26 protein-coding genes are annotated in these 26,084 nt (G+C 69.2%); 13 read left to right on the top strand and 13 right to left on the bottom strand.

The features are described from left to right. Positions 1-13 precede the first annotated feature (13 nt). Positions 14-484, bottom strand: coding sequence for an MmcB family DNA repair protein (locus MEU52_RS07720; protein WP_238120538.1), 471 nt, complete (start codon positions 482-484; stop codon positions 14-16). Further along, positions 481-1,359: a YihY/virulence factor BrkB family protein gene (locus MEU52_RS07715; protein WP_238120539.1), complete on the bottom strand. Its 879-nt coding sequence runs from the start codon at positions 1,357-1,359 to the stop codon at positions 481-483. The genes MEU52_RS07720 and MEU52_RS07715 overlap by 4 nt, the downstream gene beginning before the upstream one ends. A 234-nt stretch (positions 1,360-1,593) precedes the next feature. Here MEU52_RS07715 and MEU52_RS07710 point away from each other — a divergent pair, with 234 nt between their 5' ends. Both MEU52_RS07710 and MEU52_RS07705 read left to right on the top strand, forming a co-directional pair. After that, entirely contained in the window at positions 1,594-2,685 is a 1,092-nt protein-coding gene (locus MEU52_RS07710; RefSeq protein ID WP_238120540.1) for an FUSC family protein, read from the top strand. Positions 2,686-2,782: 97 nt separating this feature from the next. After that, the gene (locus tag MEU52_RS07705; RefSeq protein WP_238120541.1) at positions 2,783-4,474 is read left to right on the top strand and encodes an acyl-CoA dehydrogenase family protein; all 1,692 of its coding nucleotides are present in this window, start codon (positions 2,783-2,785) and stop codon (positions 4,472-4,474) included. A 177-nt stretch (positions 4,475-4,651) separates the two neighbouring features. Here MEU52_RS07705 and MEU52_RS07700 read toward each other — a convergent pair whose 3' ends face one another. From MEU52_RS07700 to MEU52_RS07690, 3 genes are all read right to left on the bottom strand, one after another. Next, on the bottom strand, positions 4,652-5,170 hold the full coding sequence (locus MEU52_RS07700) for a prolyl-tRNA synthetase associated domain-containing protein (protein ID WP_238120542.1): 519 nt from the start codon (positions 5,168-5,170) through the stop codon (positions 4,652-4,654). 104 nt (positions 5,171-5,274) lie between these two features. Beyond that, on the bottom strand, positions 5,275-5,553 hold the full coding sequence (locus MEU52_RS07695; RefSeq protein WP_238120543.1) for a hypothetical protein: 279 nt from the start codon (positions 5,551-5,553) through the stop codon (positions 5,275-5,277). A 37-nt stretch (positions 5,554-5,590) separates the two neighbouring features. Further along, positions 5,591-5,893: a hypothetical protein gene (locus MEU52_RS07690; protein ID WP_238120544.1), complete on the bottom strand. Its 303-nt coding sequence runs from the start codon at positions 5,891-5,893 to the stop codon at positions 5,591-5,593. Positions 5,894-6,065: 172 nt separating this feature from the next. Between MEU52_RS07690 and MEU52_RS21935 the strand changes: the two genes are divergently transcribed. Together MEU52_RS21935 and ppc are read left to right on the top strand one after the other, a co-directional pair. Beyond that, positions 6,066-6,971 carry a MarR family transcriptional regulator gene (locus tag MEU52_RS21935; RefSeq protein WP_238120545.1) on the top strand — a complete coding sequence of 302 codons (906 nt, stop codon included), beginning with the start codon at positions 6,066-6,068 and terminating at the stop codon, positions 6,969-6,971. A gap of 123 nt (positions 6,972-7,094) precedes the next feature. Then, positions 7,095-9,893, top strand: a complete 2,799-nt coding sequence (gene ppc / locus MEU52_RS07680; RefSeq protein ID WP_238120892.1) for a phosphoenolpyruvate carboxylase — start codon at positions 7,095-7,097, stop codon at positions 9,891-9,893. Between the two features lie 6 nt (positions 9,894-9,899). On the opposite strand, the gene hpt is transcribed toward ppc, so the two are convergent. After that, positions 9,900-10,436, bottom strand: coding sequence for a hypoxanthine phosphoribosyltransferase (gene hpt, locus MEU52_RS07675; protein WP_238120546.1), 537 nt, complete (start codon positions 10,434-10,436; stop codon positions 9,900-9,902). Positions 10,437-10,617: 181 nt separating this feature from the next. Here hpt and ftsE point away from each other — a divergent pair, with 181 nt between their 5' ends. The 5 genes from ftsE (at position 10,618) to MEU52_RS07650 (ending at position 14,410) form a co-directional block, all read left to right on the top strand. After that, complete coding sequence (ftsE, locus tag MEU52_RS07670; RefSeq protein ID WP_238120893.1) at positions 10,618-11,277, top strand: cell division ATP-binding protein FtsE; 660 nt, start codon at positions 10,618-10,620, stop codon at positions 11,275-11,277. Further along, positions 11,264-12,229, top strand: a complete 966-nt coding sequence (locus MEU52_RS07665) for a cell division protein FtsX (protein ID WP_238120547.1) — start codon at positions 11,264-11,266, stop codon at positions 12,227-12,229. The genes ftsE and MEU52_RS07665 overlap by 14 nt, the downstream gene beginning before the upstream one ends. Positions 12,230-12,299: 70 nt before the next feature. Continuing rightward, entirely contained in the window at positions 12,300-13,094 is a 795-nt protein-coding gene (locus MEU52_RS07660) for a YdcF family protein (protein WP_238120548.1), read from the top strand. 24 nt (positions 13,095-13,118) lie between these two features. Then, on the top strand, positions 13,119-13,919 hold the full coding sequence (locus MEU52_RS07655) for a lysophospholipid acyltransferase family protein (protein WP_238120549.1): 801 nt from the start codon (positions 13,119-13,121) through the stop codon (positions 13,917-13,919). Positions 13,920-13,951: 32 nt separating this feature from the next. Then, positions 13,952-14,410 carry a hypothetical protein gene (locus MEU52_RS07650; protein ID WP_238120550.1) on the top strand — a complete coding sequence of 153 codons (459 nt, stop codon included), beginning with the start codon at positions 13,952-13,954 and terminating at the stop codon, positions 14,408-14,410. Positions 14,411-14,574: 164 nt separating this feature from the next. Here MEU52_RS07650 and MEU52_RS07645 read toward each other — a convergent pair whose 3' ends face one another. Further along, a complete protein-coding gene (locus tag MEU52_RS07645) occupies positions 14,575-15,147 on the bottom strand; it encodes a gamma-glutamylcyclotransferase (protein ID WP_238120551.1) in 573 nt (190 codons plus the stop codon). Positions 15,148-15,303: 156 nt separating this feature from the next. On the opposite strand from MEU52_RS07645, the gene MEU52_RS07640 reads away from it, so the two are divergent. Next, entirely contained in the window at positions 15,304-16,380 is a 1,077-nt protein-coding gene (locus MEU52_RS07640; RefSeq protein ID WP_238120552.1) for a DUF2125 domain-containing protein, read from the top strand. A gap of 21 nt (positions 16,381-16,401) precedes the next feature. Here the strand turns inward: MEU52_RS07640 and MEU52_RS07635 are convergent, their stop codons facing one another. Continuing rightward, positions 16,402-17,535 carry an alpha-D-ribose 1-methylphosphonate 5-triphosphate diphosphatase gene (locus MEU52_RS07635; protein ID WP_238120553.1) on the bottom strand — a complete coding sequence of 378 codons (1,134 nt, stop codon included), beginning with the start codon at positions 17,533-17,535 and terminating at the stop codon, positions 16,402-16,404. 95 nt (positions 17,536-17,630) lie between these two features. Further along, a complete protein-coding gene (locus tag MEU52_RS07630) occupies positions 17,631-19,208 on the bottom strand; it encodes a hypothetical protein (RefSeq protein WP_238120554.1) in 1,578 nt (525 codons plus the stop codon). A 321-nt stretch (positions 19,209-19,529) separates the two neighbouring features. Between MEU52_RS07630 and argB the strand changes: the two genes are divergently transcribed. Next, on the top strand, positions 19,530-20,435 hold the full coding sequence (gene argB / locus MEU52_RS07625) for an acetylglutamate kinase (protein WP_238120555.1): 906 nt from the start codon (positions 19,530-19,532) through the stop codon (positions 20,433-20,435). 75 nt (positions 20,436-20,510) lie between these two features. Here argB and MEU52_RS07620 read toward each other — a convergent pair whose 3' ends face one another. Together MEU52_RS07620 and MEU52_RS07615 are read right to left on the bottom strand one after the other, a co-directional pair. After that, the gene (locus MEU52_RS07620) at positions 20,511-21,032 is read right to left on the bottom strand and encodes a GNAT family N-acetyltransferase (protein WP_238120556.1); all 522 of its coding nucleotides are present in this window, start codon (positions 21,030-21,032) and stop codon (positions 20,511-20,513) included. Positions 21,033-21,253: 221 nt separating this feature from the next. Further along, positions 21,254-22,042, bottom strand: coding sequence for a Bax inhibitor-1/YccA family protein (locus MEU52_RS07615; RefSeq protein ID WP_238120557.1), 789 nt, complete (start codon positions 22,040-22,042; stop codon positions 21,254-21,256). Positions 22,043-22,431: 389 nt separating this feature from the next. Between MEU52_RS07615 and MEU52_RS07610 the strand changes: the two genes are divergently transcribed. Beyond that, a complete protein-coding gene (locus MEU52_RS07610) occupies positions 22,432-23,196 on the top strand; it encodes a hypothetical protein (protein WP_238120558.1) in 765 nt (254 codons plus the stop codon). On the opposite strand, the gene MEU52_RS07605 is transcribed toward MEU52_RS07610, so the two are convergent. Then, on the bottom strand, positions 23,184-24,107 hold the full coding sequence (locus MEU52_RS07605) for a DMT family transporter (RefSeq protein WP_238120559.1): 924 nt from the start codon (positions 24,105-24,107) through the stop codon (positions 23,184-23,186). The genes MEU52_RS07610 and MEU52_RS07605 overlap by 13 nt on opposite strands. 122 nt (positions 24,108-24,229) lie before the next feature. On the opposite strand from MEU52_RS07605, the gene MEU52_RS07600 reads away from it, so the two are divergent. Continuing rightward, positions 24,230-25,090: a LysR substrate-binding domain-containing protein gene (locus tag MEU52_RS07600; RefSeq protein WP_238120560.1), complete on the top strand. Its 861-nt coding sequence runs from the start codon at positions 24,230-24,232 to the stop codon at positions 25,088-25,090. 27 nt (positions 25,091-25,117) lie between these two features. On the opposite strand, the gene MEU52_RS07595 is transcribed toward MEU52_RS07600, so the two are convergent. Further along, entirely contained in the window at positions 25,118-26,056 is a 939-nt protein-coding gene (locus MEU52_RS07595) for a glucokinase (RefSeq protein ID WP_238120561.1), read from the bottom strand. Between the last annotated feature and the right edge of the window lie 28 nt (positions 26,057-26,084).

Genomic DNA, 26,084 nt, shown 5'->3' with positions numbered 1-26,084 from the left:
CGCCGCGCCGGCGTCACAGATCCTGCCGCAGCAGGGCCGGATCGTGGAGCGCCGTGAGGCGGCTGGCGGCGGCGCGGGCCAGCCGCAGGGTCAGGGCTTTGCGGGTGGCCGGGGCGAGGGGATGGCGCGGCGCCTCCCGCATCTGCGCGGCGCCGAAGCCATCGGCCAGCAGCAGGCCCACGTCCTGGGGCAGCACCTCCACCGGGAAATCGGCCGGCACCGCGAACAGCAGCCGGTCGCAGAAGGCGCGATATTCCGGCCATTTGCCGTCGCTGCGGAAATCTTGCAGCGAGGACTTGATCTCGATGATGGCGATCTCCCCCCGCCCGTCGATGGCGAGCACGTCGGCCCGCCGGCCGGAGGCGAGCGCGAATTCGGTGATCCCCACCCATCCATGGGCGGCCAGATGGCGCAACACGCCCCGCTGCACCGCCAGCGCGGTGGCCGATTGGCGCCCATCAGGCTTGGGCGTGGTCCCGGTCATGGGGTCCCGGGTGCCGTCGCCGGTTCCCCGGCGGGCGCCGGCCGGCGGGCTTGGCGATCGCGGGCGATGGCCGCGTTGAACTCGCCACCGAACACGAAGATGGATGCGGTGAGGTACAAAAACACCAGGGCGATCATCACCGACGACAGGCCGGCGTAGGTGGAGACGTAATTGCCGGGGAATTCGGCGAGATAGGTGCCGAAGGCCGAGGCGCCCACCAGCCACAACACCAGGGTGACCAGGATGCCCGGCGCCACCTCGCCCAGGCTGCGTCGCCCTGCCGGCAACCACAGGTGGGCCACCAGCAACGCCACCACCAGGATGATCGAGGTGGCGGCGAAGCGGGCCAGGGTGACGATCCTGGAAAACGGCGCCAGCGCCGGCAGCTGCGCCACCGCCGCCTGCCACAGCAGCGGCCCCAGCACCACCAGGAACGACAGGGCCAGGATGGCCGCCGCCGACAGCATCACATAGCCGATGGATTCCAGCCGCAGCCAGTACCAGGCGCGCATCTCCTTCACGCCATAGGCGCGGTTGAGGCCGATTCGCAGGCTTTCGATGCCGTTGGAGGAGAAGTAGATGGCGAGGGCCACGCCATAGGTGAGCACGTCGGTGCGCACCTGGTTCACCACATTGTGGATCTCGTGGGCGATGGGCTGGGCCACCTGCCGGGGCCAGCTTTCCAGGATGATCTGGATGGTTTCGTCGGCCAGCGGCCGCAGATCCAGGAAGCCGGCCAGGGCCGTCACGAAGATCAGGAAGGGGAACAGCGACATCAGCGCCGACAGGGCGATGTGGCTGGCGATGGCCCAGCCGTCATCGGCGGTGAAGGTCCACACCGCGTCGAGAACGATATGAAGGGTGCGGCGCAGCATGTCGGCTCCCGGTTGCGCGAGACATCGGGCTTTCCGCTGCGGATGGCAAGTCACTCCGTTCTCCACCTTGCTCTCCGCCTTCTCCGTCGCCGTCGTATGTGGATGTCGCCATCGCTGCCGGTGCGTGCCGGTGGGAGCATGCTAGATTGCCGGCGCCGCCTGTTCTGCCGTAACGGGAGGCCGCCGCCGGACCGTGCCATTGGTCTTCTTCGGCCGGTCCCACCGAGGGAGCCCATGTCCAGCCCTGTTCTCACCCGTCTTCTGAAGCTGTTCACGCCCGCCCAGTACAAGCTCGGCTTTCGCGCCGGCGTGGCGGCGGTGGCGGCCTATGGCCTCGCCTATGGACTGAGCCTGCCCAACGGCTATTGGGCGGTGCTGACGGCGGTGCTGGTGGTGCAATCCACCATCGGCGCCAGCCTCTCGGTGGCGGTGGACCGCGCCCTGGGCACGGTGGTGGGCGGCGTGGTCGGCGTGGTGGCGGCCATCATTGCCGGCCCGTCCATGGGGCTCACCTTCCTGACCCTGGCGGTGGCGGTGTTCGTCACCAGCACGCTGGCGGCGAAATCGGCCAAGTACAAGCTGGCGCCGGTGACGGTGGTGATCGTGGTGCTGTCCGATCCCTCCCATCTGGATCCGTGGGTGTCGGGTTTGCACCGGGTGTTCGAGATCGGCGTGGGCGGCGTGGTCGGGGTGTTGTGCGCGCTGCTGGTGCTGCCGGCCCGCGCCCTGTTCTTCCTGTTTCCCCACTGCGCCACGGCGGTGCGGCTGTGCGCCACGCTGCTGGCGCTGGGGCGCGACGGGGTTTTGGGGCGGGGGCTCGACCCGGCGCGCATCGACAGTCTCAACACCCAGGCCCGCAATGCCCTGCGCGCCGCCGACGCGCGTATCGCCGAGGCGAAGGCCGAGCGGGCCCTGTCGGGCTATTCCGATCCCACGCCGGTGGTGCGCAGTTGCCGGCGGCTGTGGCATTCGGTGATCATCCTGCTGCGCGGGGCGGACGCCACCTTGTCGGCGCCGCTGGTGGCGCTGGTGTCGCCGCACCTCGACGCGGCGGTGGCGGGGCTCGCCGATTACATGTCCACCCTGGCCCGCCGGCTGGACGGTGAGAAGGATGTGGATGTCACCGGCGCGGCCCTGACGGCGCGGGCGGCGGTGAGCGCCCTCCAGGGGGAGGTGGACCGGCTCAATGCCGGTGGCAATCTCGACAGCATGGGCGGCGCCGAGCTGACCGCGCTGTTTGCCGCCATTTCCGCCTGCGGCCATGTGCGGGACAATCTCGACGACCTCGCCCAGCGCCTGGCCGAGATGGATGCCAGCGGCGAGTGAGGGGTAATTCTATCGGGATTCAATCTGCCATTGCCTTGGAATGGTTCCGGGGCAAGGATAGATTTCGCGTTGCACAACGAATGGGAGAAGATCGTCCATGTCCGCCACCGCTGCCCTCCGTCCGCTCGATCAGAGCCCCATCGATGCGGTCGCCCTCGGCCGGGTGGCGACGGACACGCTGGAGAAACTGCTGGCGGAAGCGACCTCCACGATTCGCGCCAAGGTGAGCGAGGGCGGCAAGATCTCGTCCGCGCTGTTGGAGCGCGAGCAGCGCGCCACCCATGGCCTTGCCTGGCTCGCCACCTATGTCTTCTCCGTGCGCGAGCTGGTCCATTATGCCGACCGCCTGGCCGACATGGGCAAGTTCGGCGCCACCGAGAAGCTGATCGTGCAGATCGGCCTCGGCGAGTATGTCGCCCAGATCCTTGGCGGCATTCCCATGAGCCAGGGCGAGATTGTCCGGCTCACCGACCTTTACCTGCCTATCTCCACCATCTCCGAGCTGGCGGCCGAACCGGCTATCGCCCAGCTGCTGGCCCATGGCAACACCACCGCCAGCCGCGCCGCCCTGGCCGACATCATCCGCACCACCCATCCCACCGGCACCATCGGCGAGGCGGGTCTCGACGAGACCATGGAGGCCATGCGCACGGAGATGCACCGCTTCGTGGAAGCGGAAGTGGCGCCCCATGCCCACGAATGGCACTTGAAGAACGAGTACATCCCCCTGGAGATCATCGCCCAGCTCTCGGAGATGGGCGTGTTCGGCCTCACCATTCCGGAGGATTTCGGGGGCCTCGGCCTGCCCAAGGAGGCCATGTGCGTGGTCACCGAGGAATTGTCCCGGGGCTATATCGGCGTCGGCTCGCTGGGCACCCGCTCGGAGATCGCCGCCGAGCTGATCCTGGCCGGCGGCACTGCGGACCAGAAGGCCCATTACCTGCCCAAGATCGCCTCCGGCGAGATCCTGCCCACGGCGGTGTTCACCGAGCCCAACACCGGTTCGGACCTTGCCTCCCTGCGCACCCGCGCGGTGAAGGAGGGCGATGTCTACAAGGTCTCCGGCAACAAGACCTGGATCACCCATCCGGTTCGCGCCGACGTGATGACCCTTCTGGTGCGCACCAATCCCAACGAGCCGGGCTACAAGGGCCTGTCCATCCTGCTGGCGGAAAAGCCGCGCGGCACTGACGAGACTCCGTTCCCGGCCGAGGGCATGACCGGCGGCGAGATCGAGGTGCTCGGTTATCGCGGCATGAAGGAATATGAGATCGGCTTCGACGGCTTCACGGTGCCGGCGGCCAATCTGTTGGGCGGCGAGGAAGGCCAGGGCTTCAAGCAGCTGATGACCACCTTCGAGAGCGCGCGCATCCAGACCGCCGCCCGCGCCGTGGGCGTGGCCCAGGCAGCCATGGAGGTGGGCCTGAAATATGCCGAGGAGCGCATCCAGTTCAAAAAGCCGCTGTTCGCCTTCCCCCGGGTGGCCGACAAGATCGTGATGATGGCGGTGGAGACCATGATCGCCCGCCAGATCACCTATTTTGCCGCCCGCGCCAAGGATGAGGGGCGCCGCACCGATCTGGAGGCCGGCATGGCCAAGCTGCTCGGCGCCCGCGTTGCCTGGGCGGCGGCGGACAACGCCCTGCAGATCCATGGTGGCAACGGCTTCGCGCTGGAATATCCGGTGTCGCGTATCCTGTGCGACGCCCGCATCCTCAACATTTTCGAGGGCGCGGCGGAAATCCAGGCCCAGGTGATCGCCCGCCGCCTGCTCGACGGCGGCAATTGAGCTTCCCCGCCCGGGCTCCGGGCGGGCCACTGCGGCATCGGCGGGGTGGGCGTCGGATCCTGTGTGGATCGGCGCTCGCCCCGCCGTTTTTGCGTCGAAGCGGGGCGCGCGTGCCCCCGCGCATGGAAGCGGCGTGAGCCTTCAGGAATGTTGGCGGGGCGGCGTCCCGTGGCGCTGTCAGGCGGACGGCGGCGCGTCGGAGGCGGCCAGCGTCAGGGGGATGGGGCTGTGGCCGGTCAGCGCCAGGAAGGCGCGCAGCGCGGCAGGCGTCAGCACCGTGGTGCGGGTGTTGGTGAGGGGGTGGCAGCCGATGGCGTCGGCCGCCAGCAGGGCCGCGTCGATGCCGACGGTGACGGTGTGCTGCGGATCGTTGGCGAGGGCCAGCAGGGTGACCGAGCCGGGCAGCACGCCGAGCCGCTCGAACAAGGCTTCCGGGCTGGCGAAGGAGAGCGAGCCGCGGGCGCCGAGCGGCTCGCGCAGACTTTTGAGGTTCACCACGGCATCGGCGGCCAGGGAGATCAGGAAGTAGTTCTTCTTGCTATCCCGCAGAAACAGATTCTTGGTTTGCGCACCGGGAACGACACCGCGCAGGAGCTTGGATTCCGCCACCGTGTGCAGCGGTGGGTGATCGAAGGTTTCGGCCGGGATCTGGTGGGCGGCCAGGAGGGCCAGCAGGGCATCGGGCGTGAGCGGCATCAGCAGGGCTCCGCCCCAAGCGGGGCATCAGGGGTGCCCCCTCCATAACGGGCGCCGCGCGGTTCCGGCAAGGGCCGGCCGCGCGGCGCCCCTGTCGCGTGGTCTCAGCGCAGCTTGGCGAGACAGGTGCCGGCGGCTTCCGCCGCGCCACGGGCGGCGCCCATGGGCACGGTGCCGCCGGTCACCAGGGACTTGGTGACGCTGGTGATCAGCCCGCGCAGGTCGGAGGTGGAGGCCGCCTGCGGCGCCGCCGCCGCATAGATGGCCTGGCCGTTGGCATCGAGGCCCGAGGCGCACTTGGTGGCGGCGGCCTGGTCGGCGAAGGCCGGGGCGGCGGCCACGAGCGCGCCGAGGGTGGCGCACGCATAAACGAACGTCTTCATCACTCTTCTGTCTCCTGTGATGCGGTGGGAACGGGCGTCAGCGGATGCCGACCCGGTTGACGGGGCCGCCGGCATTGGCCGGGGCGACGCCCGGTCCGGGGGCACCCACGCCGACGCCACGGGTGACGCCAACGCCCGGCGCGCCGGCACCGGGTACGCACCCGACCGGATAGCCGGGTCGGGTGCAGTGCACCGCGGCCCGTGCCGCCGGCGCTGCCGGACGCGCCACGCAGCCCTTGGGCACACCTACGCTCTTACAATAGACAACGGCTTCCGCGGTGGGGGCCGCCAGGCCCAGCAGGCCGAGCGCCGCCAGGGCGGAAAGGGCGATCCGTTTCATGATCTGCCTCGTGACAGGAGGAACGCCCCACCGCTAGGCAGGTGACGGGGGCATCTCAATGACGAACATTGACCGCAATGGGCCGATTGTGCCCTTTTCGTGGTCGTGGGGATCAGGTGAGGTTCCGCCGCAGGTCGAGGGCTGCGCGCGGTGAGCCCGTGCGGGGGGCATCGTGATTGGGGTGAAGCAATGGGCGGCCGGCGCTGCGGCGCCGGCGCCCGCATGGCTGGTGGATGGGGTAAGCGCGGCGACACTGGAGCGGCTCAAGGCCCATCCGGATTTCGCCCGCGCCATGACGTCGAGCGCGGCAGCGCTCGCCGCGCTCTACACGGGCAACCGTCTGCTCAACCGGGTGTTGAATGATCGCGGGCGCACGCTGTTCGGTTTCTTCGCGCTCTATCTGCATGCTTTGCCGGAGGTGCAGGGCGGCAGCCTGACCGTCGGACGCATGGCGGCGCTGGCGGCGGAAACCGGCGTGTGCAGCCGGGGCCGCGCCAAGGCCATGCTGGCGCTGATGCGCTGGGGCGGCTACCTCGCCCCGGTGGAGGAGGGGGGCGACCGGCGCTCGAAGCCGCTGGCCCCCACGGCGCGAATGCTGGCGCTGCACCGGCAGCGCTGGGTGAGCCAGTTCCAGGCCATTTCGCAGATCGATCCGCAGGTGGCCACGGTGGTGGCCCGGCTCGATGATCCCGCCTTCTTCAACCGCCTGGCCATCGCCCTCGGCGACAGCTTCCGCTCCGGTTTCCGGGTGCTGGACCACGCGCCGCTGCTGGCCGACCTCGCCGATCGCGACAGCGGCCTGATGGTGCTTTTGTCCCTGCACGTGGCGCAGGCGAGCGCCCAGCCCAGCCCCTCCATCGCCGATCTCGCCCGGCGGTTCCATGTGTCCCGCGCCCATGTGCTGCAATTGCTGAAGGATGCCCAGGCGGCCGGGCTGGTGGAGCGCGACGAGGGCGGCGGTGGCGGCGTCTTGACGGCGCTCGGCCATGACGCGCTGGCGGACTTCTTCGCCGCCACCTTCGCGCTGCTGGCGTGCGCCGCCAAGGCATCGCTGGCGGAGCCGGCCCCCCTGCGCTGATCTCACGCCTTCCGCCATCCCATCAATTCCCTGAGACTGACGTGCAACGACAGAAATGGGGGAGCGCGGATGACGGGGTACGAGCCGCAGTTCGACACCGCCGAGCCATTGGCCGCTGAGCCGATGGACGAGGGCCAGAACCACAGCCTGGACGATCTGCCCCTGCGGGCGGACATCCGCCGGCTCGGCCGGATTCTCGGCGACACCGTGCGGGCCCAGCAGGGCGAGGTGGTGTTCGATCTGGTGGAACAGATCCGCCAGACGTCCATCCGCTTTCATCGCGATGGCGACGAGGCCGCCCGCCAGGATCTCGAGGCGCTGCTGGCGCACCTGTCGGCGGAGCGGGCGGTGGAGATCATCCGGGCGTTCTCCTATTTCTCGCACCTGGCCAATCTCGCCGAGGATCAGCACCACATCCGGCTGGCGCGGGCGCGCGCCATCGCCGGTGCGCCGCCCCTGCCGGGCAGCCTCGGCTTCTCCTTCGATGCGGCGGCGGCGCGGGGCATCGCGCCCGAGGTGCTGGCGGATGTCTTCGCCGGCGCCCGCATCAGCCCGGTGCTCACCGCCCATCCCACCGAAGTGCGGCGCAAGAGCACCCTGAACCGGGAAATGGAGATCGCCGCCCTGCTCGACCGGCGCGAACGGGTGGCCCCCACCCCGGAGGAGCGGGAGGCGGAGGACGACGCCCTGCGCCGCGCCGTGCTCACCTTGTGGCAGACGGCGCTGCTGCGCCGGATCAAGCTCACGGTTCAGGACGAGGTCACCAACGGCCTGTCCTATTACGACTACACCTTCCTCGATCAGCTGCCGCGCCTCTATTGCGCCCTGGAGGACCAGCTGGCGCGGCAGGGCACGGGGGACGTGACCGGAGACGGGGCGCGCGAGACGCCTGCGGCCGCGCGGGAGCTGCCCTCCTTCCTGCGCATGGGCAGCTGGATCGGCGGCGACCGGGACGGCAATCCCTTCGTCACCGCCGAGGTGCTCGAGCAGACCATGCGTCTGCACCGGGCCCGCATCTTCGCCCATTACGACGCGGAGCTCACGGCGCTGGCGTCGGAATTGTCCATCGCCGGCCGCCTGGTGGGCGTTTCGCCGGAGCTGGAGGCACTGGCGGCGGCGTCCACCGATCCCTCCCTCAGCCGGCGCGAGGAGCCCTATCGGCTGGTTCTCGCCCACATCCTGCAGCGGCTGCGGGCCACGGCGCTGACCCTCGACGGCGCCGCTGCGCCAGGGTCGGCGCGGCCCTATGGCGAGGCGGCAGCGCTGCGGGCCGATCTGGATGTCATCCACCATTCCCTGTGCGCCAACGGCTCGCGGATCCTCGCGCGGGGCCGGCTGCGGCTGCTGCGGCGGGCGGTGGACTGCTTCGGCTTCCATCTCACCTGCCTGGACCTGCGGCAGAATTCCGAGGTCCATGCGCGCACCGTGGCGGAGCTGTTCGAGAAGGTGGCGCCGGGCACCGGCTATGCCGGCCTCGACGAGGCGGCGCGGGTGGCGCTGCTGGTGCGGGAACTGGGCACCGCGCGGCTGCTCGCCTCGCCGTTCGTGGACTATTCCGAGGAGACGCGCTCCGAGCTCGCCATCTTCCGCGCCGCGGCGGAGGTCCACCGCACGCTGGGGCCTTTGGCCATTCCCAACGCCATCATCTCCAAGGCCGAAAGCGTCTCCGACCTGCTGGAGGTGGCGCTGCTGCTGAAGGAGGTGGGCCTCGTCACCGCCGCGGGCACCAGCGCGGTGAACATCATTCCCCTGTTCGAGACCATCGGCGACCTGCAGGCCTGCGCCCGGGTGATGGAGGCGGCCCTGGCACTGCCCGCCTATGCCCGGCTGGTGGCGAGCCGGGGGCAGGAGCAGGAGGTGATGCTCGGCTATTCCGACAGCAACAAGGACGGCGGCTTCGTCACCTCCGGCTGGGAATTGTACAAGGCGGAGATCGGCCTCATCGAGGTGTTCCGCGCCCATCAGGTGCGGCTGCGCCTGTTCCACGGCCGTGGCGGCTCGGTGGGGCGCGGCGGCGGGCCGAGCTATGATGCCATCCTGGCCCAGCCGGGCGGTGCGGTGAACGGGCAGATCCGCATCACCGAACAGGGCGAGATCATCTCCTCGAAATACTCCCACCCGGAGGTGGGCCGGCGGAACCTGGAGCTGCTGGTGGCCGGCACCCTGGATGCCTCGCTGCTGCAGCCCCAGGAGAGCGCGCCGCGCGCCGCTTTCCTGAGCGCCATGGAGGAGATGTCCGCCACCGCGTTCCAGGCCTATCGCGCCCTCGTCTACGAAACCGAGGGGTTCGAGGACTATTTCTGGGCCTCCACGGTGATCAGCGAGATCGCCACCTTGAACATCGGTTCACGGCCGGCCTCGCGCACCAAGACGCGGGCGATCACCGCGCTCAGGGCCATTCCCTGGGTGTTTTCCTGGGCCCAGTGCCGGCTGATGCTGCCCGGCTGGTATGGCTTCGGCGCCGCCGTGGAGGCGTTCCTCGCCGCCCGTGGCCCGCAGGGGCTCGCGCTCCTCAAGGACATGTACCGGCAGTGGCCGTTCTTCCGCACCCAATTGTCGAACATGGACATGGTGCTGTCCAAGAGCTCGCTGGCGGTGGCCTCGCGCTATGCCGAGCTGGTGGAGGACGCGGCGCTGCGTGCGGCGATCTTCGGCCGCATCCGGGCTGAATATGAACGCACCGTGCGCCACCTCAACGCCATCATGGACCAGGAGCGGCTGCTGGAGGGCAACCCGACCCTCGATCGCTCCATCCGCAACCGCTTCCCTTACCTCGATCCCCTCAACCACCTGCAGATCGAGTTCCTGAAGCTACATCGGCGAGGGGAAAAAAGCGCCGGGAGGACCGATGCCGAGCAGGTGCTGCACGGCATTCAGCTGTCCATCAACGGTATCTCGGCGGGCCTGCGCAACTCCGGCTGAGGCGGCTCACTCCAGGCCCTGGATGTGCCCGATAAAGGGCAATTGGCGATAGGCATGGGCGACGTCCATGCCGTAGCCCACCACGAACACGTCGGGGCACTCGAAGCCGACGAAATCGGCCTTGATCTGCACCGCCCGCTTGCCGGGCTTTTCCAGCAGCACGCACACCAGAACCCGCCGCGCGCCCCGCGCCATGATCAGGTCCTTGGCAAAGGCCAGGGTGCGGCCGGATTCCAGGATGTCGTCGATGAGCAGCACGTCGCGGTCGCGCACGTCGCTTTCCAGGTCGCGCAGAATATCCACATGGCCGGAGGAGACGGTGGCGTCGCGATAGGACGACAGGTGCATGAACTCCACTTCCGGCACCAGGCCGGAGGCATGCATGGCCCGCAGCAGATCGGCGGCGAACATGAACGAGCCCTTCAGGACCGCCACCGCCAGCAGGTTCTGCGGTTCGATGGCGGCAATCTCGCCGGCTATGGCGTGATTGCGCGCGGCAATGCGGTTTTCGTCATACAGCACGGAGATGTTGGGTAGGGACATGGTTCCTCTCAGCAAGGCGGGGAGCATGGACCGGATGCCCGCAGCCGTCCAGATCGCCGCCCGCCCACCGCCATCCCTGGCACCACCGGTGCCGGCACGGCCCGGCGGTGGGCGGGCCCGCCGGCATCGTCTATGTTGCTTTCGCAACTGCCACGGACGATTCGGGGGAAGGGTGGAACATCTGGTCCGGTTCGAGAATGTCGGCCTGCGATACGGGATGGGCTCGGAGGTGCTGAAGGACGTGACCTTCAGCATCGCGCCGAAGTCGTTCCAGTTTCTCACGGGCCCCTCGGGCGCGGGCAAGACCACCCTGATGCGCCTGCTGTTCCTGTCGCTGCGGCCGACCCGGGGCCTCATCACGTTGTTCGGGCGCGACGTATCCTCGCTCGATCCGGACGAGGTGGCGGTGCTGCGCCGGCGCATCGGCATCGTGTTCCAGGATTTCCGCCTGCTCGACCACCTCACCACCTATGAGAACGTGGCCCTGCCGCTACGGGTGCTCGGCAAGGAGGAGGCGAGCTATCGCGGCGAAGTCACCGAACTGCTCCACTGGGTGGGCCTGGGCGATCGTATGGACGTGCTGCCGCCGGTGCTGTCCGGGGGAGAGAAGCAGCGGGCGGCCATCGCCCGGGCGCTGATCGGCCGGCCGGAATTCCTGCTGGCGGACGAGCCCACCGGCAATGTGGATCCCACGCTGGCGCGGCGGCTGCTGCGCTTGTTCATCGAACTCAACCGCACCGGGACATCCGTGCTGCTGGCCACCCATGACATCGCGCTCATGGACCAGTACGACGCCCGGCGCCTCGTGATCGCGGACGGTCGCCTCTATGTCTACGACTGACACCGCCCCCGCCAACGGCGCGCCAAAGGCCGCCGAGGGCGCGCCGCGCCCGCCCAAGGCGCGGCCGCAGACCTCCATCGTGCCCGGCGCCACCATCGCCGGCCGGGCGCTGGTGGCGGTGGTGGCCATCATGACCTTTCTCGCCTCCCTCACCATCGGCGCGGCACTGGCGGTGCGCTCCACCGCCAGCCACTGGCGCTCGGACGTGACGCGCGAGGTGACCATCCAGATCCGCGCCGGCGACCGCAAGCTCACCGACGCCCAGGTACAGCAGGCCGCCGAGATCGCCCGCACCACGCCCGGCGTCACCGATGCCCATATCCTTTCCACAGAGGAAACCGGGCGGCTGCTGGAGCCGTGGCTCGGCGCCGGGCTCGACCTCGGCGACCTGCCGGTGCCGCGGGTGGTGGTGGTGAAGATCGCGCCCGGCGCGGCGGTGGATTTCGCCAAGCTGCGCCGCACCTTGTCCGATCGCATTCCCACCGCCTCCCTGGATGATCATCGCCTGTGGTCGCGCCGGCTCGGCGCCATGGCGGAAGGGGTCGTGCTCACCGGGGTGGTGTTGCTGGTGCTGGTGGGGCTCGCCACCATCCTCTCGGTGGTGTTCGCCACCCGGGCGGCGGTGGCCACCAACCGGGCGGTGGTGGAGGTGCTGCATTTCGTCGGCGCCCGCGACGGCTTCATCGCCGCCCAGTTCCAGCGGCACTTCCTGAAGATCGGCGCCCAGGGCGGGGTGATCGGCGGCTGCGCCGCAGCGCTGCTGTTCGGCGCCATCGTCGGCCTGCCGCGCTTCGGGCTGGTGGGCGATCCGGAGGACCCGACTTTCCTCGGCTGGCTCAACCCCGGCATCTGGGGCTTCGTGGGCATTGCCGGCGCGGTGCTGGTGGTGGCCCTGGCGACGGCGCTCACGTCGCGCATCACCGTTTACCGTACGTTGAGAACGATCCAATGAAGGCCGCAGCCGTCGCGCATGCGGCGGTGAAGTCCTCGCCGCCGCCGCATTCAGCCCGCAAGGTTGGGGTATGAACGCGACTGATTTGTCGCCCCCTGGCCGATCCGAGCATCGCAACGAAGAGGGGCGCACGGCGGAGGAGCACGATGCGCTGACCGCGGCCGCACAGGCCGAGGCTGGGCCTGCGCCTGCGCCGGGTCGTGGCTGGCGCCGCCAGTTGCTGCGCCGCAGTCTCATCGCGGTGGTGCTGCTGGTGGGTCTCGGTGGCCTGACGGTGTTCGCCGGCTTCCTCGCTTTCCTGACGCAGATCCCGGTGCGCGAGCCCATCCAGATCAAGCCCGCCGACGCCATCGTGGTGCTCACCGGTGGGGCCTCGCGCATCGCTGACGCGGTCAATCTGCTGGCGGAGGGGCGGGGGCGGCGGCTGCTCATCACCGGGGTCAATCCCATCACTTCTCCGCTCGAGCTCAAGCGCACCCTGCCATCGGGCGAGGAATTGCTGACCTGCTGCATCGATCTCGGCCACAAGGCCCTCAACACAAGGGGCAATGCCATCGAGGCGGCCGAATGGGCGCGCAGCCAGCGCTTCCGCTCGCTGGTGGTGGTGACCTCCGCCTGGCACATGCCGCGCGCCCTGGTGGAACTGAACCGCTCCCTGCCTGATGTGGAGCTGGTGGCTTATCCCGTGGTCACCTCGCGGATGGAGGCGGAGCAATGGTGGCGCAATCCCGCCACCCTGAAGCTGCTCTTCAAGGAATATTTGAAGTACATGATGGCTAAGGCGAAGATCCGCCCGGCGCAAGCCGTGGCCGAGGCCGACGCCGCGCGGTCGCACGCCCCCGCCGAGGCGCGCGTTTCGCCCTGATGCCGGCGGAGGGGAGCTTGCCCGGTGACGGCGCTGCGTTCGTTCGTGTTCCAGATGGTCTTCTTTCTGGTGACGACGCTTTATCTCTTGGCGTTCACGCCGCTCTTGCCCTTCCTCTCCCGCGCGGCCCTGTGGCGGACCGCGGTGCGGTACTGGGTGGCCACCAACAACACCCTTCTGCGCCTCCTGTGCGGCACGCGGGTGGAGATCCGCGGGCGTGAGAACATTCCCCCCGGGCCGCTGCTGATCGCCGCCAAGCACCAGTCGGCGTGGGAGACCTTCGCGCTGCTGCCGCTGTTCGCCGACCCCGCCTTCATCCTCAAGCGGGAACTGACCCGTATTCCCGTGTTCGGCTGGTTCCTCGCCAAGACCGGGATGATTCCGGTGGACCGCAGCGCCGGCATGTCGGCCCTGAAGGCCATGACCCGGGCGGCCCGGGTCGAGGTGGGGCAGGGCCGGCAGATCCTCATCTTTCCCGAGGGCACCCGCCGCCCGCCGGGGGCGCCGCCCGACTACAAGTTCGGCGTGGCGCATCTGTATGGGGCGCTGGACGTGCCCTGCCTGCCCATCGCCCTCAATTCGGGCCTGTTCTGGCCGCGCCGCGCCATCACCAAGCGGGCCGGGACGATCCGGGTCGAGATCCTGCCGCCGATCCCCGCCGGACTGGGCCGCGCCGACTTCATGGCGCGCCTGGAGCACGACATCGAGGGGGCCAGCGACCGCCTGCTCGAAGCTGGGCTGCGGGAGCTCGGCGCGCGGGCGCCGAAGGAGCTGGCCGAGCGGCTGGCGGGATCCCCGCTGTCCACCCCTGTGGAAAACTCTTGATCGGGATTCTTGGGTGTTCTAGTTTCGTTCCTATGAACGCGACTGATTCGCTCCTGACCCCTTTGTCCGATGCCGGCTGCCTCAGCGGCCTGAAGCACGGCGCCCTTGGCGCGCGCTATCGCTTCTGGCGTGACACCGACGGTACGCGGCATGTGTTCTCGGTCTATCCCGCCGATGCGGCGCCGGACTATCCGGATGCCGTCGCCATCGTCGCGCGGCGCACCCCGGCGGGCTCCATCGCCATGTGGGTGGGCCCGGCCGGCGAGGTGGCCCGTCAGGCGGCGCAGCGGCTGGATGCGGAAGAAATCCACATCCATGTGCTGGGCGAAGACGAACAGGCGGAAGGCCTGCGGCGCTATCTCAACCGGCCGGCGCCGCAGCCGCGCACGGTGGATGCCCGCGCCGGCGAGGGGCGGCCACGCGGCTCCGAGGGTCGCGCCCGCTTTGCCGGCCTGCTGCCGGCGCCCTGTGGTGGCCGTCACGCCGCCTGAGGGGGACGACCACCCACACCGGCCGGGCGCTACAGCGCGTGCGGACGGGGCCGGGGTTGTGCACCACGGTGGCTTACAGCGCCGGTCGTGCCGCGCGCTTCTCGCGCGGCTCTCTCCTGCCGATATGAGGCGTGAACCGTCGCGCCGCGCGCCGGGCGTGCCGGCTAGGGGGCGTCGCCGGCGGGATGGGCCGGGTGGCGCAGCTGCCGGGCGATCCAGCTGAGTTCGGGATCGGCGAGGCCCATGGCCTCGAGGCTGCCGACAGTGGCGATCACATAATCCGCATTGGGACCGGACTGTCCGTGGGAGCGCCGCACCAGCCGCAGCTGCTCTTCGCGATCGAGGATGCCGGCATATTGGCTGTGCCCCCGGTTGACCAGATAGGCGATGGCCGGCGCGGCGCGGCGCGAGCCATCCAGCAGGTGTACCCGCCGGGTGGTTTCCAGATACACGCCGGAGATCTGTTCCCGCGCGGTGAGATAGGCATGGGTGTCCGTCCAATGGGCCGGCGCGACCCGATAGGCGATGCCGCGGCAGGAGCCGCCGCGTTCCAGCCCGAATACCAGCCCGGGCCGCTCCGGCGTGCCGCGATGGTGGAAGGAATAGACGCACAGCGCCCGATGGGCCCCGATGAGGCGCGCCTCGCAGCGCTCCTCGAAGGGGAACCCGGGGTTCCACATCAACGAGCCATAGGCGAACACCCAGTGGTCGTGGCAAGGCTCCCGCACTTCGCTCATAATGTTCGGCGATGCTCTCGGCGTTGACAGTTGCAACCCCGCGTCGCCTAACAGCGTGGGCGCCCGGCTGCAAGGGACCCCCCGCGATTCGCGAGGCGGTCGCCGGCCGTGCGCCGGTTCCAGTTGTTCCCCATGGATCAGCCCCCAAGGATCCCCATGACGGCCGCCGATCAGCCTTCCAAGCCTCCCCGCCGCAGCCGTGCCCGGCGCTGGATCGTCATCGCGCCCGTGGCGCTGCTGGTGCTGCTGGCGGTGGGGTGGAGCGCGGTGTGGGTCTATGCCGCCAACCGCGCCGAGCATGAGCTCGATGCCTGGGTGGGCCGCGAGGCCAAGCTCGGGCGGGTGTGGAATTGTCCGGACCGCCGACTGGGCGGTTTCCCTTTCCGTTTTGAATTGACCTGCGCCACGCCGAGCCTGGAGACCCACGGCGGCGATGCGATGCGCGTCACTGCCGTGTCGTCGCGCACCGTGGCGCAGATCTGGGCGCCCAATCATATCGTGGCGGAGTTCACCGGGCCGGCGCGGGTGGAGGATCTCACCACCGGCGCGGCCTATCTGGCGCGGTGGAGCCTGCTGCAGATGAGCGGCGTGGGCGATCTGAGCGGCCAGCCGCAGCGCTTTTCCCTGGTGGCGCACGAGCCGGTGCTGGAGAAGCCGGAAGGGGTGGGCGCGCCGCAGGGTCCGCTGCTCATGGCGCGGCTGCTGGAATTCCATGTGCGGCGGCTGCCGGGCAAGGCGGGGCCGGATGCGCTCGACTATGCCTTCGGCCTGAACGGTGGCGAAAGCGCGCTGCTCAAGGAGGCTGGCAGCGAGGGGCCGGTGGATGTCACCGTGCAGGGCATCGTCACCGCCGCCGCGGACCTGAGACCCATGCCGCTGGTGCAGCGGCTGCGGGCCTGGGCGGCGGCCGGTGGCGTGGCGCGGCTGGAGCGCTTCACCGTGTCGGCGCCGAACCTCTCCGCCTCGGCCAAGGGTGTGCTGGGCCTTGACCCTCTGGGGCGCCTCAATGGCAATCTCGATCTCGGCTTCTCCGGCCTGAACGACCTGGTGAAGCAGCTGGATCGCGCCGGCGTCATCCCCAGCGAGCTCTCGCCCATCGTCGGTGCGCTCGCCATGGTCGGTCGGCCGGGGCCGGTGGATGGGCGGCCGGGGGTCACCTTCGCGCTGTCGTTCAAGGACGGCACCCTGCGCCTGGGGGGCTTCCCGGTGGGCATGGTGCCGCCGGCCTTCTAGGGCGGGCGTCTTCCGGCGCGCTCAATGCATGCGGGCGCCGGCCACCAGCACCTCGCGCACCACGGGCGTATCGTCCACCACGCGGAAGCGCAGCACGTCGGCCCGCAGGCCGACGGCCAGGCGGCCGCGATCGGTGAGACCGACCATCTCCGCCGGCGCGCGGGTGACGCGGGCGAAGGCGCGGGGCAGGGGCTCCCCGTGGATGCGATGCAGCCCCACCGCCGCCTGCAGAAGGCTGGCGGGAACGTAATCGGACGCCAGGGCATCGAGGAGGTCGGCGGCGGCCAGGTCCCGCATGGCGACACCACCCGAATGGGAGCCGCCACGCACCACATTCGGCGCCCCGCCGATGGTGGCGAGGCCCGCCGCGCGGGCGGCGGCGGCGGCCTCACGGGTGGTGGGAAACTCGCTCATCACGCAGCCGGCGCCGCGCGCCATCTCCACATGCTCCACGGTGGTGTCGTCATGGCTGGCGCGCACCACGCCCCGGTCCCGCAGCAGCGCCGCCAGGGGCTCGAAATTCCGCGTCACCGCCGCGCGGCCCCGGGCGGAGCGCTCGACGATCTCGGTCTCGGTCTCCTCCGCCGTCTTGCCGATGCCGAGCAGGAAGGTGCGCAGGCTGTCCACATTGCGCCATTGCCGCGCGCCGGGGGTGTGGTCCATGAGCGAGGCGAGGCCCACGGCGGCGCGCCCGAGGGCCGGCTCCGCGAGCGCCAGAAGGTCCGGGTCGGTCATCTCGCAGCGCAGGTGGATGCGGTGATCGGCGCGGAACAGCGCCTGCTCATTTTCCACCGCATCGAGCATCACCGTGAACAGGTCGCGCCGCGCCGCCTTGGCCTGGTCGAAGCCGCCGGCGCAGATGGCGTCGAACACGGTGGTGATGCCGCTGGCGATGATCTGCCCGTCATGGGCCAGCGCCGCGGCGCGGGCATCGGGCCAATAGGCCTTGGGGCGCGGCACGAAATGGGTTTCGAGCGCGTCGGTGTGCAGGTCGATGAGGCCGGCGCTGAGATAGTCCCCGGCGCAGTCGACGGCCCCGGGCTGCCGGCTGCGGCCTGGCTCCACGGCGGCAATGCGGCCATCACGCACCACCAGCGTGCCGTCCAGCACCGTGTCGTCGAGGATGAGGCGGGCGTGGGTGTAGACGGTTTCCATCAGAAGACGATCCGGTCGTGGCAGACGGCTGAGAGGCGAGGGCCTGCCAGAAAAGCATGACGCCCCCGTGACCGGGAGCGCCTGCCGGTCGACCCTCACTTCTCGGCGCTGGCCGGGGGCGGGGGGATGACCTGATAAAGCTGAAAGCGCTCGCCTTCATAGATCATCTTCAGCCGGTCGGGGTCGGGATTCGGCGCGCCGCGCTCGGTGAAGAGCAGATAGACGTAGTCGAAATTCCTGGGCCACAGGTCCCAATAGCGCGGCCCGTCCACCGTGGGCTCGTCCTCGGTAATGAGCAGCTGCTCCACCTGCGGCGGGGTGCCGTCCTCGGTGTCCACATGGTCGCGATAGGGCGGGTTGACCCTGAGGATCTGCTTGCCCTTCACCGTGAAGGCGGTGGTGACCAGAGACGAGCGCTCGATAATGGCGAGGCAGGCCGCATGCACGAGACCAAGGTCCCGCGGATCATTGCCGCCCTGCAGGTCGGCATAGGCCACCAGCACCCGCGAGCCGGGGTGGATGAGGGTGATGGACTTGTCGAAATTGGTGGTCCACTGGCTGAGCCGGTTCCACACCAGCTGCACCTCTCCCACCCGCACCGCCAGCAGCACCAGCAGCACCGCGATGAAGCCGCGCTGGGCCAGCCGGTGGCGCAGGTCCACGCGGATGGTGGCGAGCACCATGAAAGCGATGGCGATGGGCATGCGCTGGTCGGCCATATAGGTGGCGAACACCACCCGGGGCATGGCGAGATAGATGGTCACCGACACCAGCAGCAGCGGCAGCAGCAGCGGCGCGGTGCGCAGCAGCCGGTGCTGAATGGCCCAGGCCGCCGCCAGCACCACCACCGCCGTGAGGCCGAAGGCGACCAGGTCGTAATAGACGTTGATGACGAATTCGACGCCCTGCAGCTTGCCCTGCGGCTCCCAGATGTTCTGGGTGGACAGGCCCCAGGTGGGGCTCGCCAGCAGCATGGGGATGATGATGGCGAACGGCAGGCCGGAGGCGACGAAATCCACCAGCCGCGGCAGCAGCGGCGTCTCCCGCCGCCCGAACAGGCGGGCGAGCTCGAACGAGAGGATGCCCACCGCATAGACCCCCGCCGCGAACAGGTGGCAGAAGAACAGGGCGACGATGAACAGGGTGGAAACGGCGAACCGCCACGGCCAGGGCTTCTCCCGCAGCAGGCTCCAGAACGCCAGGGCAAACAGCGCGAGGCCGATGCCGAAATAATAGTTCATCACGCCGATGAGGAAGATGCTGTTGTACAGCAGCGGAAACGCCAGCAGCGGGATGGCGGACCACTGGCCGAACAGCGCGCGATGCAGTGTGAGGGTGCCACCGACGATGAGCGCGAAGCACATCAGCGTGTAGATCTCACCGGCCAGATAGATGTTGGTGAAGCGGTCGATGACCGGCACCACCAGATCCATCATGAGGTTCGGCAGGATCGACCAGTCCAGCGCGTAGAAGCGGGCGAGATCCTTGTCGTGGGGCAGGGCGGCGATGACATGCATGCGCGCCAGATGGTTCACATAATCCGACAGGGGCGGAATGGGGTGGGTCAGGATCGGGATGGACACCAGAGCCAGGCACACCACGAACAGGATGGCGATGGTCCGCACGGACAGGTTGAGCGGCCGGCGCGGGGGCAGACGGGAAGGCGTGGACATGGCGTGTTCTGCCTTGCGAGGCGCATCGGGGATGCGCACGCTGGGTTGAGGGGTACGACGCGTAGGTCATTTCAGGAAAGGCTGACGTCAGTGTGCGCCGACCCGCGAAAAACAACGGGCCTTCGCAGCCGCGTCAGCGCGGTTCGGCCGCGCTCTTCGCACCTCGATTGTGGTGGGCCGGAGGCGGATTTTGATCACGTTCTCGTGATCTTGAAAATGGGGACGCGGCGGGCCATCAACAGATCCCGCCACCCTTCCCGGCGCGCGCCGAACCGGCTATGAGGGCGCCGTCCGGCATCCCTTCAGCCTGCGAGCCCCGTCATGAGCGCCATCGCCCCCAATTCCATCGCGGAAGCCCAGCTGCAGGCCGAGGTTCTGGCCAAGGCCCTGCCGCACATGCAGCGCTACGATGATGCCATCGTGGTGGTGAAGTACGGCGGCCACGCCATGGGTGACGAGCAGGTGGCGCGTCATTTCGCCCAGGATATCGTGCTGCTGGAGCAGGCGGGCGTGAACCCGGTGGTGGTGCATGGTGGCGGCCCGCAGATCGGCGCCATGCTGTCCAAGCTCGGAATCAAGTCCGAATTCGCCGGCGGCCTGCGCATCACCGACAAGGCGACGGTGGAGATCGTCGAGATGGTGCTGGCCGGCTCCATCAACAAGCAGATCGTCGGCTTCATCAACGAGGCGGGCGGCAAGGCCATCGGCCTGTGCGGCAAGGATGGCAACATGGTGCGGGCCCGCAAGGCCAACCGCACCGTGGTGGACCCCGGCAGCAAGATCGAGCAGGTGGTGGACCTCGGCTTTGTCGGCGAGCCCGACACGGTCGACACCATGGTGCTGGACCAGATCCTCGGCCGCGACCTCATCCCGGTGCTGGCGCCGGTGGCCGCGGCGGTGGATGGCGGCACCTACAATGTGAATGCCGACACCTTCGCCGGCGCCATCGCCGGCGCGCTGCACGCCAAGCGGCTGCTGCTGCTCACCGACGTGCCGGGCGTGCTCGACAAGAACAAGGTGCTGATCCCCAAGCTCACCATCGCCGAGGCCCATGGGCTGATCGCCGATGGCACCATCTCCGGCGGCATGATCCCCAAGGTGGAAACCTGCATCTACGCCCTGGAGAAGGGCGTGGAAGGCGTGGTCATCCTCGACGGCAAGGTGCCCCACGCGGTGCTCCTGGAGCTGCTCACCGACCACGGCGCGGGCACCCTCATCACCCGTTGACCCCCGGGCCACGCCGCGCCCCTGTTGACCCGATGGTGTGGCCCCGCGCCGTAAAGCGCGGGGCCACACATGTGTTCAGAGGGTTGGTGGGGTGGTGGCGCCGGCGCCCAGGGCGCGCTGCATCAGCACCGTGTCGATCCAGCGGCCGAGCTTGAAGCCGGTGGCGGGCAGGATGCCGATGGGGGCGAAGCCGCAGGCCCGGTGCAAGGCGATGGAACCGGCATTGCCGCTGTCGCCGATCACCGCCACCATCTGGCGGAAGTCGCGGCGTTCGCATTCGCTGATCAGCGCCTCCAGCAGCGCCTTGCCGATGCCGCGGCCGTGCTGGGTCTCATCCACATAGACGGAATTCTCGACCGTGTGCTTGTAGGCCACCCGCGGGCGGAAGGCGGTGGCATAGGCATAGCCCACAACGCGGCCGTCTTCCTCCATCACCAGGAAGGGATAGCCGGCGTCGATGACCGCCTGGCGGCGGCGCGCCATCTCCTCGGGCCCGGGCGGGTCGATCTCGAAGGAGGCGGTGCCAGCGAGCACGGCGGCATCATAGATGGCGGCGATGGCGGAGCTGTCTTCAGGGGAGGCGGCGCGGATCGGCATGGCCTGTCTTTCCAGGGCTTTTAGAACGGGCGCGGCGTGGACCCGGCCAGGGGCTGGCCGGGGCGCCCCACGCGGCGGGCGGCACTTCTTATAGCAACCCCACATGCCCTTGGTTCATGCGCTTTGGTCATGCGTCGCCGAGCGGGGCTGCCATCGGCGCGGCGCAAAAGAAAACCCCGGCCGAAGCCGGGGTTTCCGAAGATCCGTCGGGTGTCGCAGCGTCAGTCGTTGCCGCGGTTGCCGAACAGCTGGAGCAGCATCATGAACAGGTTGATGAAGTCCAGGTAGAGGGCAAGGGCGCCCATGATGGCCTTCTTGCCCATCACGGCCGTATCGTCGCCGGCGAAATACATCTCCTTGATGCGCTGGGTGTCGTAGGCGGTGAGGCCCGCAAACACCAGAACGCCGACCACGGACACGATGAACTGCAGCATCGTGGAGCCGAGGAAGATGTTCACCAGCGAGGCGATGATGATGCCGAACAGGCCCATCATCAGGAACGAGCCCATGCCGGAGAGATCGCGCTGGGTGGTGTAGCCATAAAGGCTCAGCGCACCAAACGAGGCCGCGGTGATGAAGAACACCCGGACGATGCTCTCGTGCGTGTACACGAGGAAGATGGTGGCGAGCGAGACACCCACCAGGCCGGCATAGAGCCAGAAGGTGAGCTGGGCCGCCGAGACGCTCATGCGCTCAATGCGGAAGCTGAGGAAGAACACGGCCGCCAGCGGCGCGAGCATCACCACCCACTTCAGCGGGCTCACGAACAGCGTGTAGCCGAACTGGGTCAGCATGATGCCGCCCGCCACCCGGCCCGCCGCCAGGCTCGGATCGGTGGTCACCGACAGCATGTAGATGCCGAGCGCAGCCGCGCCGGTGATGGCGAGGCCCAGCGCCATGTAGTTGTACACGCTCAACATATATGAGCGGAGACCTTGGTCGATCGCGGCCTGCGAGCGTGCCACCGACGGGTTCCAACGCCCGGCGACGTTGCGATCATAATCGGACATCGTCGTTCCCCTTTAAGAAACTTCAAACCCGGCCCATGCCCGACACGGACCGGGGGGTTCGTGCGTCAATATGGTGGGTTCGGCATAGCCGGGCAAGACGAGCCAAGATGAAATTTACGCAAGGTCACTCTAGGTCAGGGGCCATTTGGCGCGCTTCTCCGCTCCCGTCTGGTTGCGGCATCCGCTATAGTGGATCAGGGGGTGTGGCGGCGATGAGATCTGCTGGGGGGCGGACCCGCGATCTATGGCGTTGTGCGGCGGGCGCACGCCGTGTGCACGGCCGCGCGTCCACCGCGCTGGCGACACGGGAGACACACAGGAGACAGGAGACTCGGGGCCTGCCGTTCGTCGGCGTCGCGGCGTGGTCGCCCCTGTTGTGGCCGTTCGCCATGCTCCTGTGCCCGGAGGAGGCGCGGGCGGGGGCGTGGACCCTGCGGCCCGGGGAAGGCCAGATCATCGCCCAGACCACCCTGGCCCACGCGTCGTCCGAGTTCGGCCCCTCATCGGCTCTTTACGACAGCCGTCCCTATGACAAGGCCGAGGTGACGCTGGTCTTCGAGTATGGGTTGACCGACTGGCTGACGGTGCTGGCGGCGCCACAGCTGTTGTCGGTGTCCCTGGGCGCGCCCGACCCCTCGTCCTACACCGGCCTTGGCTATACGGACGCCGGCGCCCGTGTCCGCCTCTGGCAGGGGGAGGGGGTGGTGGTCTCCGGCCAGGTGGTCGGGCGGTTTTCCGGCACCGGCCAGTCCCGCAGCGCCGCCGCGGTCGGCTATGAAGACCCCGAATTGGACCTGCGGCTGCTGGCGGGCTTTTCGTTCATGCTGTGGGAGCGGGCGGCGTTTCTCGACCTGCAACTGGCGCAGCGCCAGCGGTTTGGCGATCCGCCGGATGAACTGCACCTGGATGTGACCCTGGGGGTGCGCCTCACCGAGCGCTGGCAGGGGCTGGTGCAGTTCTTCAACGTCATGTCGGAGGGCGCCGGCGAGGGGCCCTATTTCGATGTGTCGTACGAATATTACAAGCTCCAGCTCGGGGCCGCCTTCGACTGGAGCGCGGCCCTGACCCTGCAGGCGGCTGTGGTGACCACCTATTTCGCTCGCAATGCCCCCCAGGAAAATGGGCTGGTGCTGAGTGCGCTCTATCGCTTCTGAACCGATGCCCGCTGGGTGGTCACCAGCCGGATGCCGAGGGCGATGGGCACGATGCCGAGAATGTCCAGGGGCGGCACGGTCTCGCCCAGCAGCAGCCAGCCGAACATGAGGCCCAGGGGCGGCATCAGAAAGTGCAGGGCGCTGGCCTTGGTGGCGCTGGAGCGGTTGAGGATCAGCAGCCACAGGCTGAAGGCCCCCACCGATCCGGCGAGGGTGAGATAGAGGAAGGCGGTGATCAGCGAGGGGGTGACGTGCACCTGCCCCGGGTCTTCCATGAGGAACGCGATGGGCGCCAGCACCGCCCCGCCGGCGAGGGCCTGGATGCCGCTGCCCATCACCAGCGTGCCGGCGGGCAGGCGCATGCGCTTGTAGGCGAGGGTCCCGGCGGTGAGGGAGACCAGGGCCGCCAGCACGAACACCGTGCCAAGGGGGTCTTCATGGCCCTGGCCCAGTCGCGACCGCAGCACGAACGCCACCCCGACGAATCCCAGCAACAGCCCCACCAGCTTGCGCGGCGTCAGGCGCTCCCCCAGCAGGGGCGCGGCGGCCAGGGCGGTGAGCAGCGGGGTGGCGCTGACAACGACGGCGGTGAAGCCGGCGGAGACCGTGGTCATGCCCATGAAGCTGAAGCCCAGATAGGCCGCGTTGTTCAGAGTGCCGATGATCGCGAACATGGCGAGGGTCCGCCAGCTGATGCGCGAGAACTGGCCCATGAGCGCACAGGCCGCCAGCAGCACGCCCCCCGCCAGCAGGAAGCGGGCGCACAGCAGCAGCAGCGGCGGGCAGTCGACCACCGCCGTCTTGGCGGCGGCAAAGGCGGAGCTCCAGATCAGGCAGAACAGGATGATGGGCACCAGGCTGCCATCGAAGCCGGAGGGCGCGCGCGCGGTGGAGGTCAGGGGTGTGGTCATCAGGCATCCTAGAAGCGCCACCGTGCGACGACAGTGGGCCATCACCAGCATGCACAGGGCTGGTGCATTTAGAAATTCGATGTTTTGATGTTCGGTAGTGGAAATATGAATATGTGGCGCCGATGTTCGATCTCGACCTCCTCAAGGCGTTCGTCAGCGTGGTGGATGCCGGGGGCTTCACCCGTGCCGGCGAGCGGGTGCACCGCACTCAATCGACGGTGAGCCAGCAGGTGCGGCGCCTGGAAGAGCAGGCGGGCCACGAACTGCTGGTGCGCGGCGCGCGGACGGTGAGCCTCACCGGCGAGGGGGAACGCCTGCTGTCCTACGCCCGCCGGATTCTCGCCCTCAGCGCCGAGGCTCGGGCGGCGCTGGCCGAGGGCAGTGTGGAGGTGGTGCGGCTGGGCATGCCGGAGGATTTCGCGGTGGCCGCCCTTACCGGATTGATCGCCGATTTCGCCCGCAGCCATCCCCATGTGCGCCTGTCCGTGCGCTGCGCCCTCAGCAGTGCCCTGGCGGCGGACCTCGCGCGCGGCGACCTGGATCTGGCGCTGATGAAGCGCGCTCCGGGCGGCCTGCCGGCGCGGGCGGTGTGGCCGGAGCGGCTGGTGTGGGTCGCCGGGCCGTTCGAGCCGGCGCCGGACGCGCCGGTGCCGCTGGTGGCGTTCCCGCAGGGCTGCCTCTATCGCGACCGGGCGGTGCATGCGCTGGAGCGCGCCGGCCGCGACTGGCGCATCGCCTATGAAAGCCCGAACCTGGTGGGCATCGAGGCGGCGCTGGCGGGGGGGCTCGGGGTGGCCCTGCTGGAGCGCCGCGCCTGTGCGCCCGGCCAGCGGATCTTGGCGGCGGCCGACGGCCTGCCGGCGATCCAGCCCACCGAATTGGCCCTGTGCCTGGCGGAGCGCCCGGCCGCGGCGGTGGACGCTTTGGCCGCCGCCATCATCGCCTTCTGCGATGAGGAGGCCGGCGCCCGCCATGCGGCCTGAGCGGGGGGTGAGCCGGGCCGGCGGAGACTAGGCCAGCAGCAGCCGGCGGCCGACGCGCCCGGCGCCGATCAGGCCCGGGGCGGCATGGGTCACCACCTGCACGGGAATCTGTGCCAGCCGGTCGGCGAACGGGGGGTGCTCCTCGAAGGCGGTGCGGAATGGGCTGTCGGCGAACAGGGGGGCCATGGCGCGCCCCACCCCGCCGCCCACATAGACGCCGCCGAACGCCTGGAAGGTGAGCGCGAGGTCTCCCATGATCCGCCCCAGCACCCGCAGGAAGATGGCGCAGCTCTCCTTCTCGCAGAGCTGGCCCTGGGTGGCGGCCTTGATGATGGCGTGGGAGGAGAGCTGCTCTCCGGACAGGATCCGGTGCAGCCGCACCAGGCCGCCGCCGGACAGCACATGTTCCACCACCACCGGGCCGAGATCGCGCACCATGTGGGCGATCACCCGTGCCTCGTCGGTGGTGACGGCGCCGAACCGCATGTGACCGGCCTCGCTGGGCAGCACTTCATAGCCGTCGCCCTGGGGTTGCAGCAGGGCGGTGCCGAAGCCGGTGCCCGGGCCGCAGACGAGAATGGCCCGCCCCTTCATGGCGCGACCGACGCCGACGCTCTGCAGGTCATCGCGGCCGAGAGCGGGGATGGCGTGGGCGAAGGCGACGAAATCGTTCAGCACCTCCAGCCGCTCGAAGCCGAAGGCGGCGGCGAGGCCGGGCCGGGTGAAGCACCACTCCCGGTTGGTGAGGCGCACTTCGTCGCCATCCACAGGCCCCGCCACCGCCAGCACCGCGGCCCGGGGCGCCTCGCCGCCGGTGGTCGACAGATAGGCGCTCAGCAACTCTTCGATGGAACCGTAGGAATCATTCGCCTCCAGGCGAATGTCGAAAGGCGCGCCATCGGCGCCGGCCCGCGCGATGCGCGTGACGGTGCCGCCGATGTCCGCAAGCAAGACGGTGGGAGCCATGGTTCGTCCGGTCAGGTGGGCCGGGGCA

The organism is Xanthobacter sp. NM-25 (assembly GCF_022138605.1).
GTDB lineage: Bacteria > Pseudomonadota > Alphaproteobacteria > Rhizobiales > Xanthobacteraceae > Xanthobacter.
Note: the sequence above shows the minus strand (reverse complement) of the source record. Positions and strands in the feature narration are given on the sequence as shown.

Excerpts from the sequence above, each read along its gene's own strand:
- MEU52_RS07710 (WP_238120540.1), top strand. The coding sequence starts at position 1,594 with ATGTCCAGCCCTGTTCTCACCCGTCTTCTGAAGCTGTTCACGCCCGCC.
- MEU52_RS07635 (WP_238120553.1), bottom strand. The coding sequence starts at position 17,535 with ATGGAAACCGTCTACACCCACGCCCGCCTCATCCTCGACGACACGGTG.
- MEU52_RS07615 (WP_238120557.1), bottom strand. The coding sequence starts at position 22,042 with ATGTCCGATTATGATCGCAACGTCGCCGGGCGTTGGAACCCGTCGGTG.
- MEU52_RS07700 (WP_238120542.1), bottom strand. The coding sequence starts at position 5,170 with ATGCCGCTCACGCCCGATGCCCTGCTGGCCCTCCTGGCCGCCCACCAG.
- MEU52_RS07600 (WP_238120560.1), top strand. The coding sequence starts at position 24,230 with ATGTTCGATCTCGACCTCCTCAAGGCGTTCGTCAGCGTGGTGGATGCC.
- MEU52_RS07605 (WP_238120559.1), bottom strand. The coding sequence starts at position 24,107 with ATGACCACACCCCTGACCTCCACCGCGCGCGCGCCCTCCGGCTTCGAT.
- MEU52_RS07650 (WP_238120550.1), top strand. The coding sequence starts at position 13,952 with ATGAACGCGACTGATTCGCTCCTGACCCCTTTGTCCGATGCCGGCTGC.
- MEU52_RS07645 (WP_238120551.1), bottom strand. The coding sequence starts at position 15,147 with ATGAGCGAAGTGCGGGAGCCTTGCCACGACCACTGGGTGTTCGCCTAT.
- hpt (WP_238120546.1), bottom strand. The coding sequence starts at position 10,436 with ATGTCCCTACCCAACATCTCCGTGCTGTATGACGAAAACCGCATTGCC.
- MEU52_RS07665 (WP_238120547.1), top strand. The coding sequence starts at position 11,264 with ATGTCTACGACTGACACCGCCCCCGCCAACGGCGCGCCAAAGGCCGCC.
- MEU52_RS07640 (WP_238120552.1), top strand. The coding sequence starts at position 15,304 with ATGACGGCCGCCGATCAGCCTTCCAAGCCTCCCCGCCGCAGCCGTGCC.
- MEU52_RS07715 (WP_238120539.1), bottom strand. The coding sequence starts at position 1,359 with ATGCTGCGCCGCACCCTTCATATCGTTCTCGACGCGGTGTGGACCTTC.
- MEU52_RS07705 (WP_238120541.1), top strand. The coding sequence starts at position 2,783 with ATGTCCGCCACCGCTGCCCTCCGTCCGCTCGATCAGAGCCCCATCGAT.
- MEU52_RS07695 (WP_238120543.1), bottom strand. The coding sequence starts at position 5,553 with ATGAAGACGTTCGTTTATGCGTGCGCCACCCTCGGCGCGCTCGTGGCC.
- MEU52_RS07595 (WP_238120561.1), bottom strand. The coding sequence starts at position 26,056 with ATGGCTCCCACCGTCTTGCTTGCGGACATCGGCGGCACCGTCACGCGC.
- argB (WP_238120555.1), top strand. The coding sequence starts at position 19,530 with ATGAGCGCCATCGCCCCCAATTCCATCGCGGAAGCCCAGCTGCAGGCC.
- MEU52_RS07620 (WP_238120556.1), bottom strand. The coding sequence starts at position 21,032 with ATGCCGATCCGCGCCGCCTCCCCTGAAGACAGCTCCGCCATCGCCGCC.
- MEU52_RS07690 (WP_238120544.1), bottom strand. The coding sequence starts at position 5,893 with ATGAAACGGATCGCCCTTTCCGCCCTGGCGGCGCTCGGCCTGCTGGGC.
- MEU52_RS07660 (WP_238120548.1), top strand. The coding sequence starts at position 12,300 with ATGAACGCGACTGATTTGTCGCCCCCTGGCCGATCCGAGCATCGCAAC.
- MEU52_RS07610 (WP_238120558.1), top strand. The coding sequence starts at position 22,432 with ATGCTCCTGTGCCCGGAGGAGGCGCGGGCGGGGGCGTGGACCCTGCGG.
- MEU52_RS07720 (WP_238120538.1), bottom strand. The coding sequence starts at position 484 with ATGACCGGGACCACGCCCAAGCCTGATGGGCGCCAATCGGCCACCGCG.
- MEU52_RS07630 (WP_238120554.1), bottom strand. The coding sequence starts at position 19,208 with ATGTCCACGCCTTCCCGTCTGCCCCCGCGCCGGCCGCTCAACCTGTCC.
- ppc (WP_238120892.1), top strand. The coding sequence starts at position 7,095 with ATGGACGAGGGCCAGAACCACAGCCTGGACGATCTGCCCCTGCGGGCG.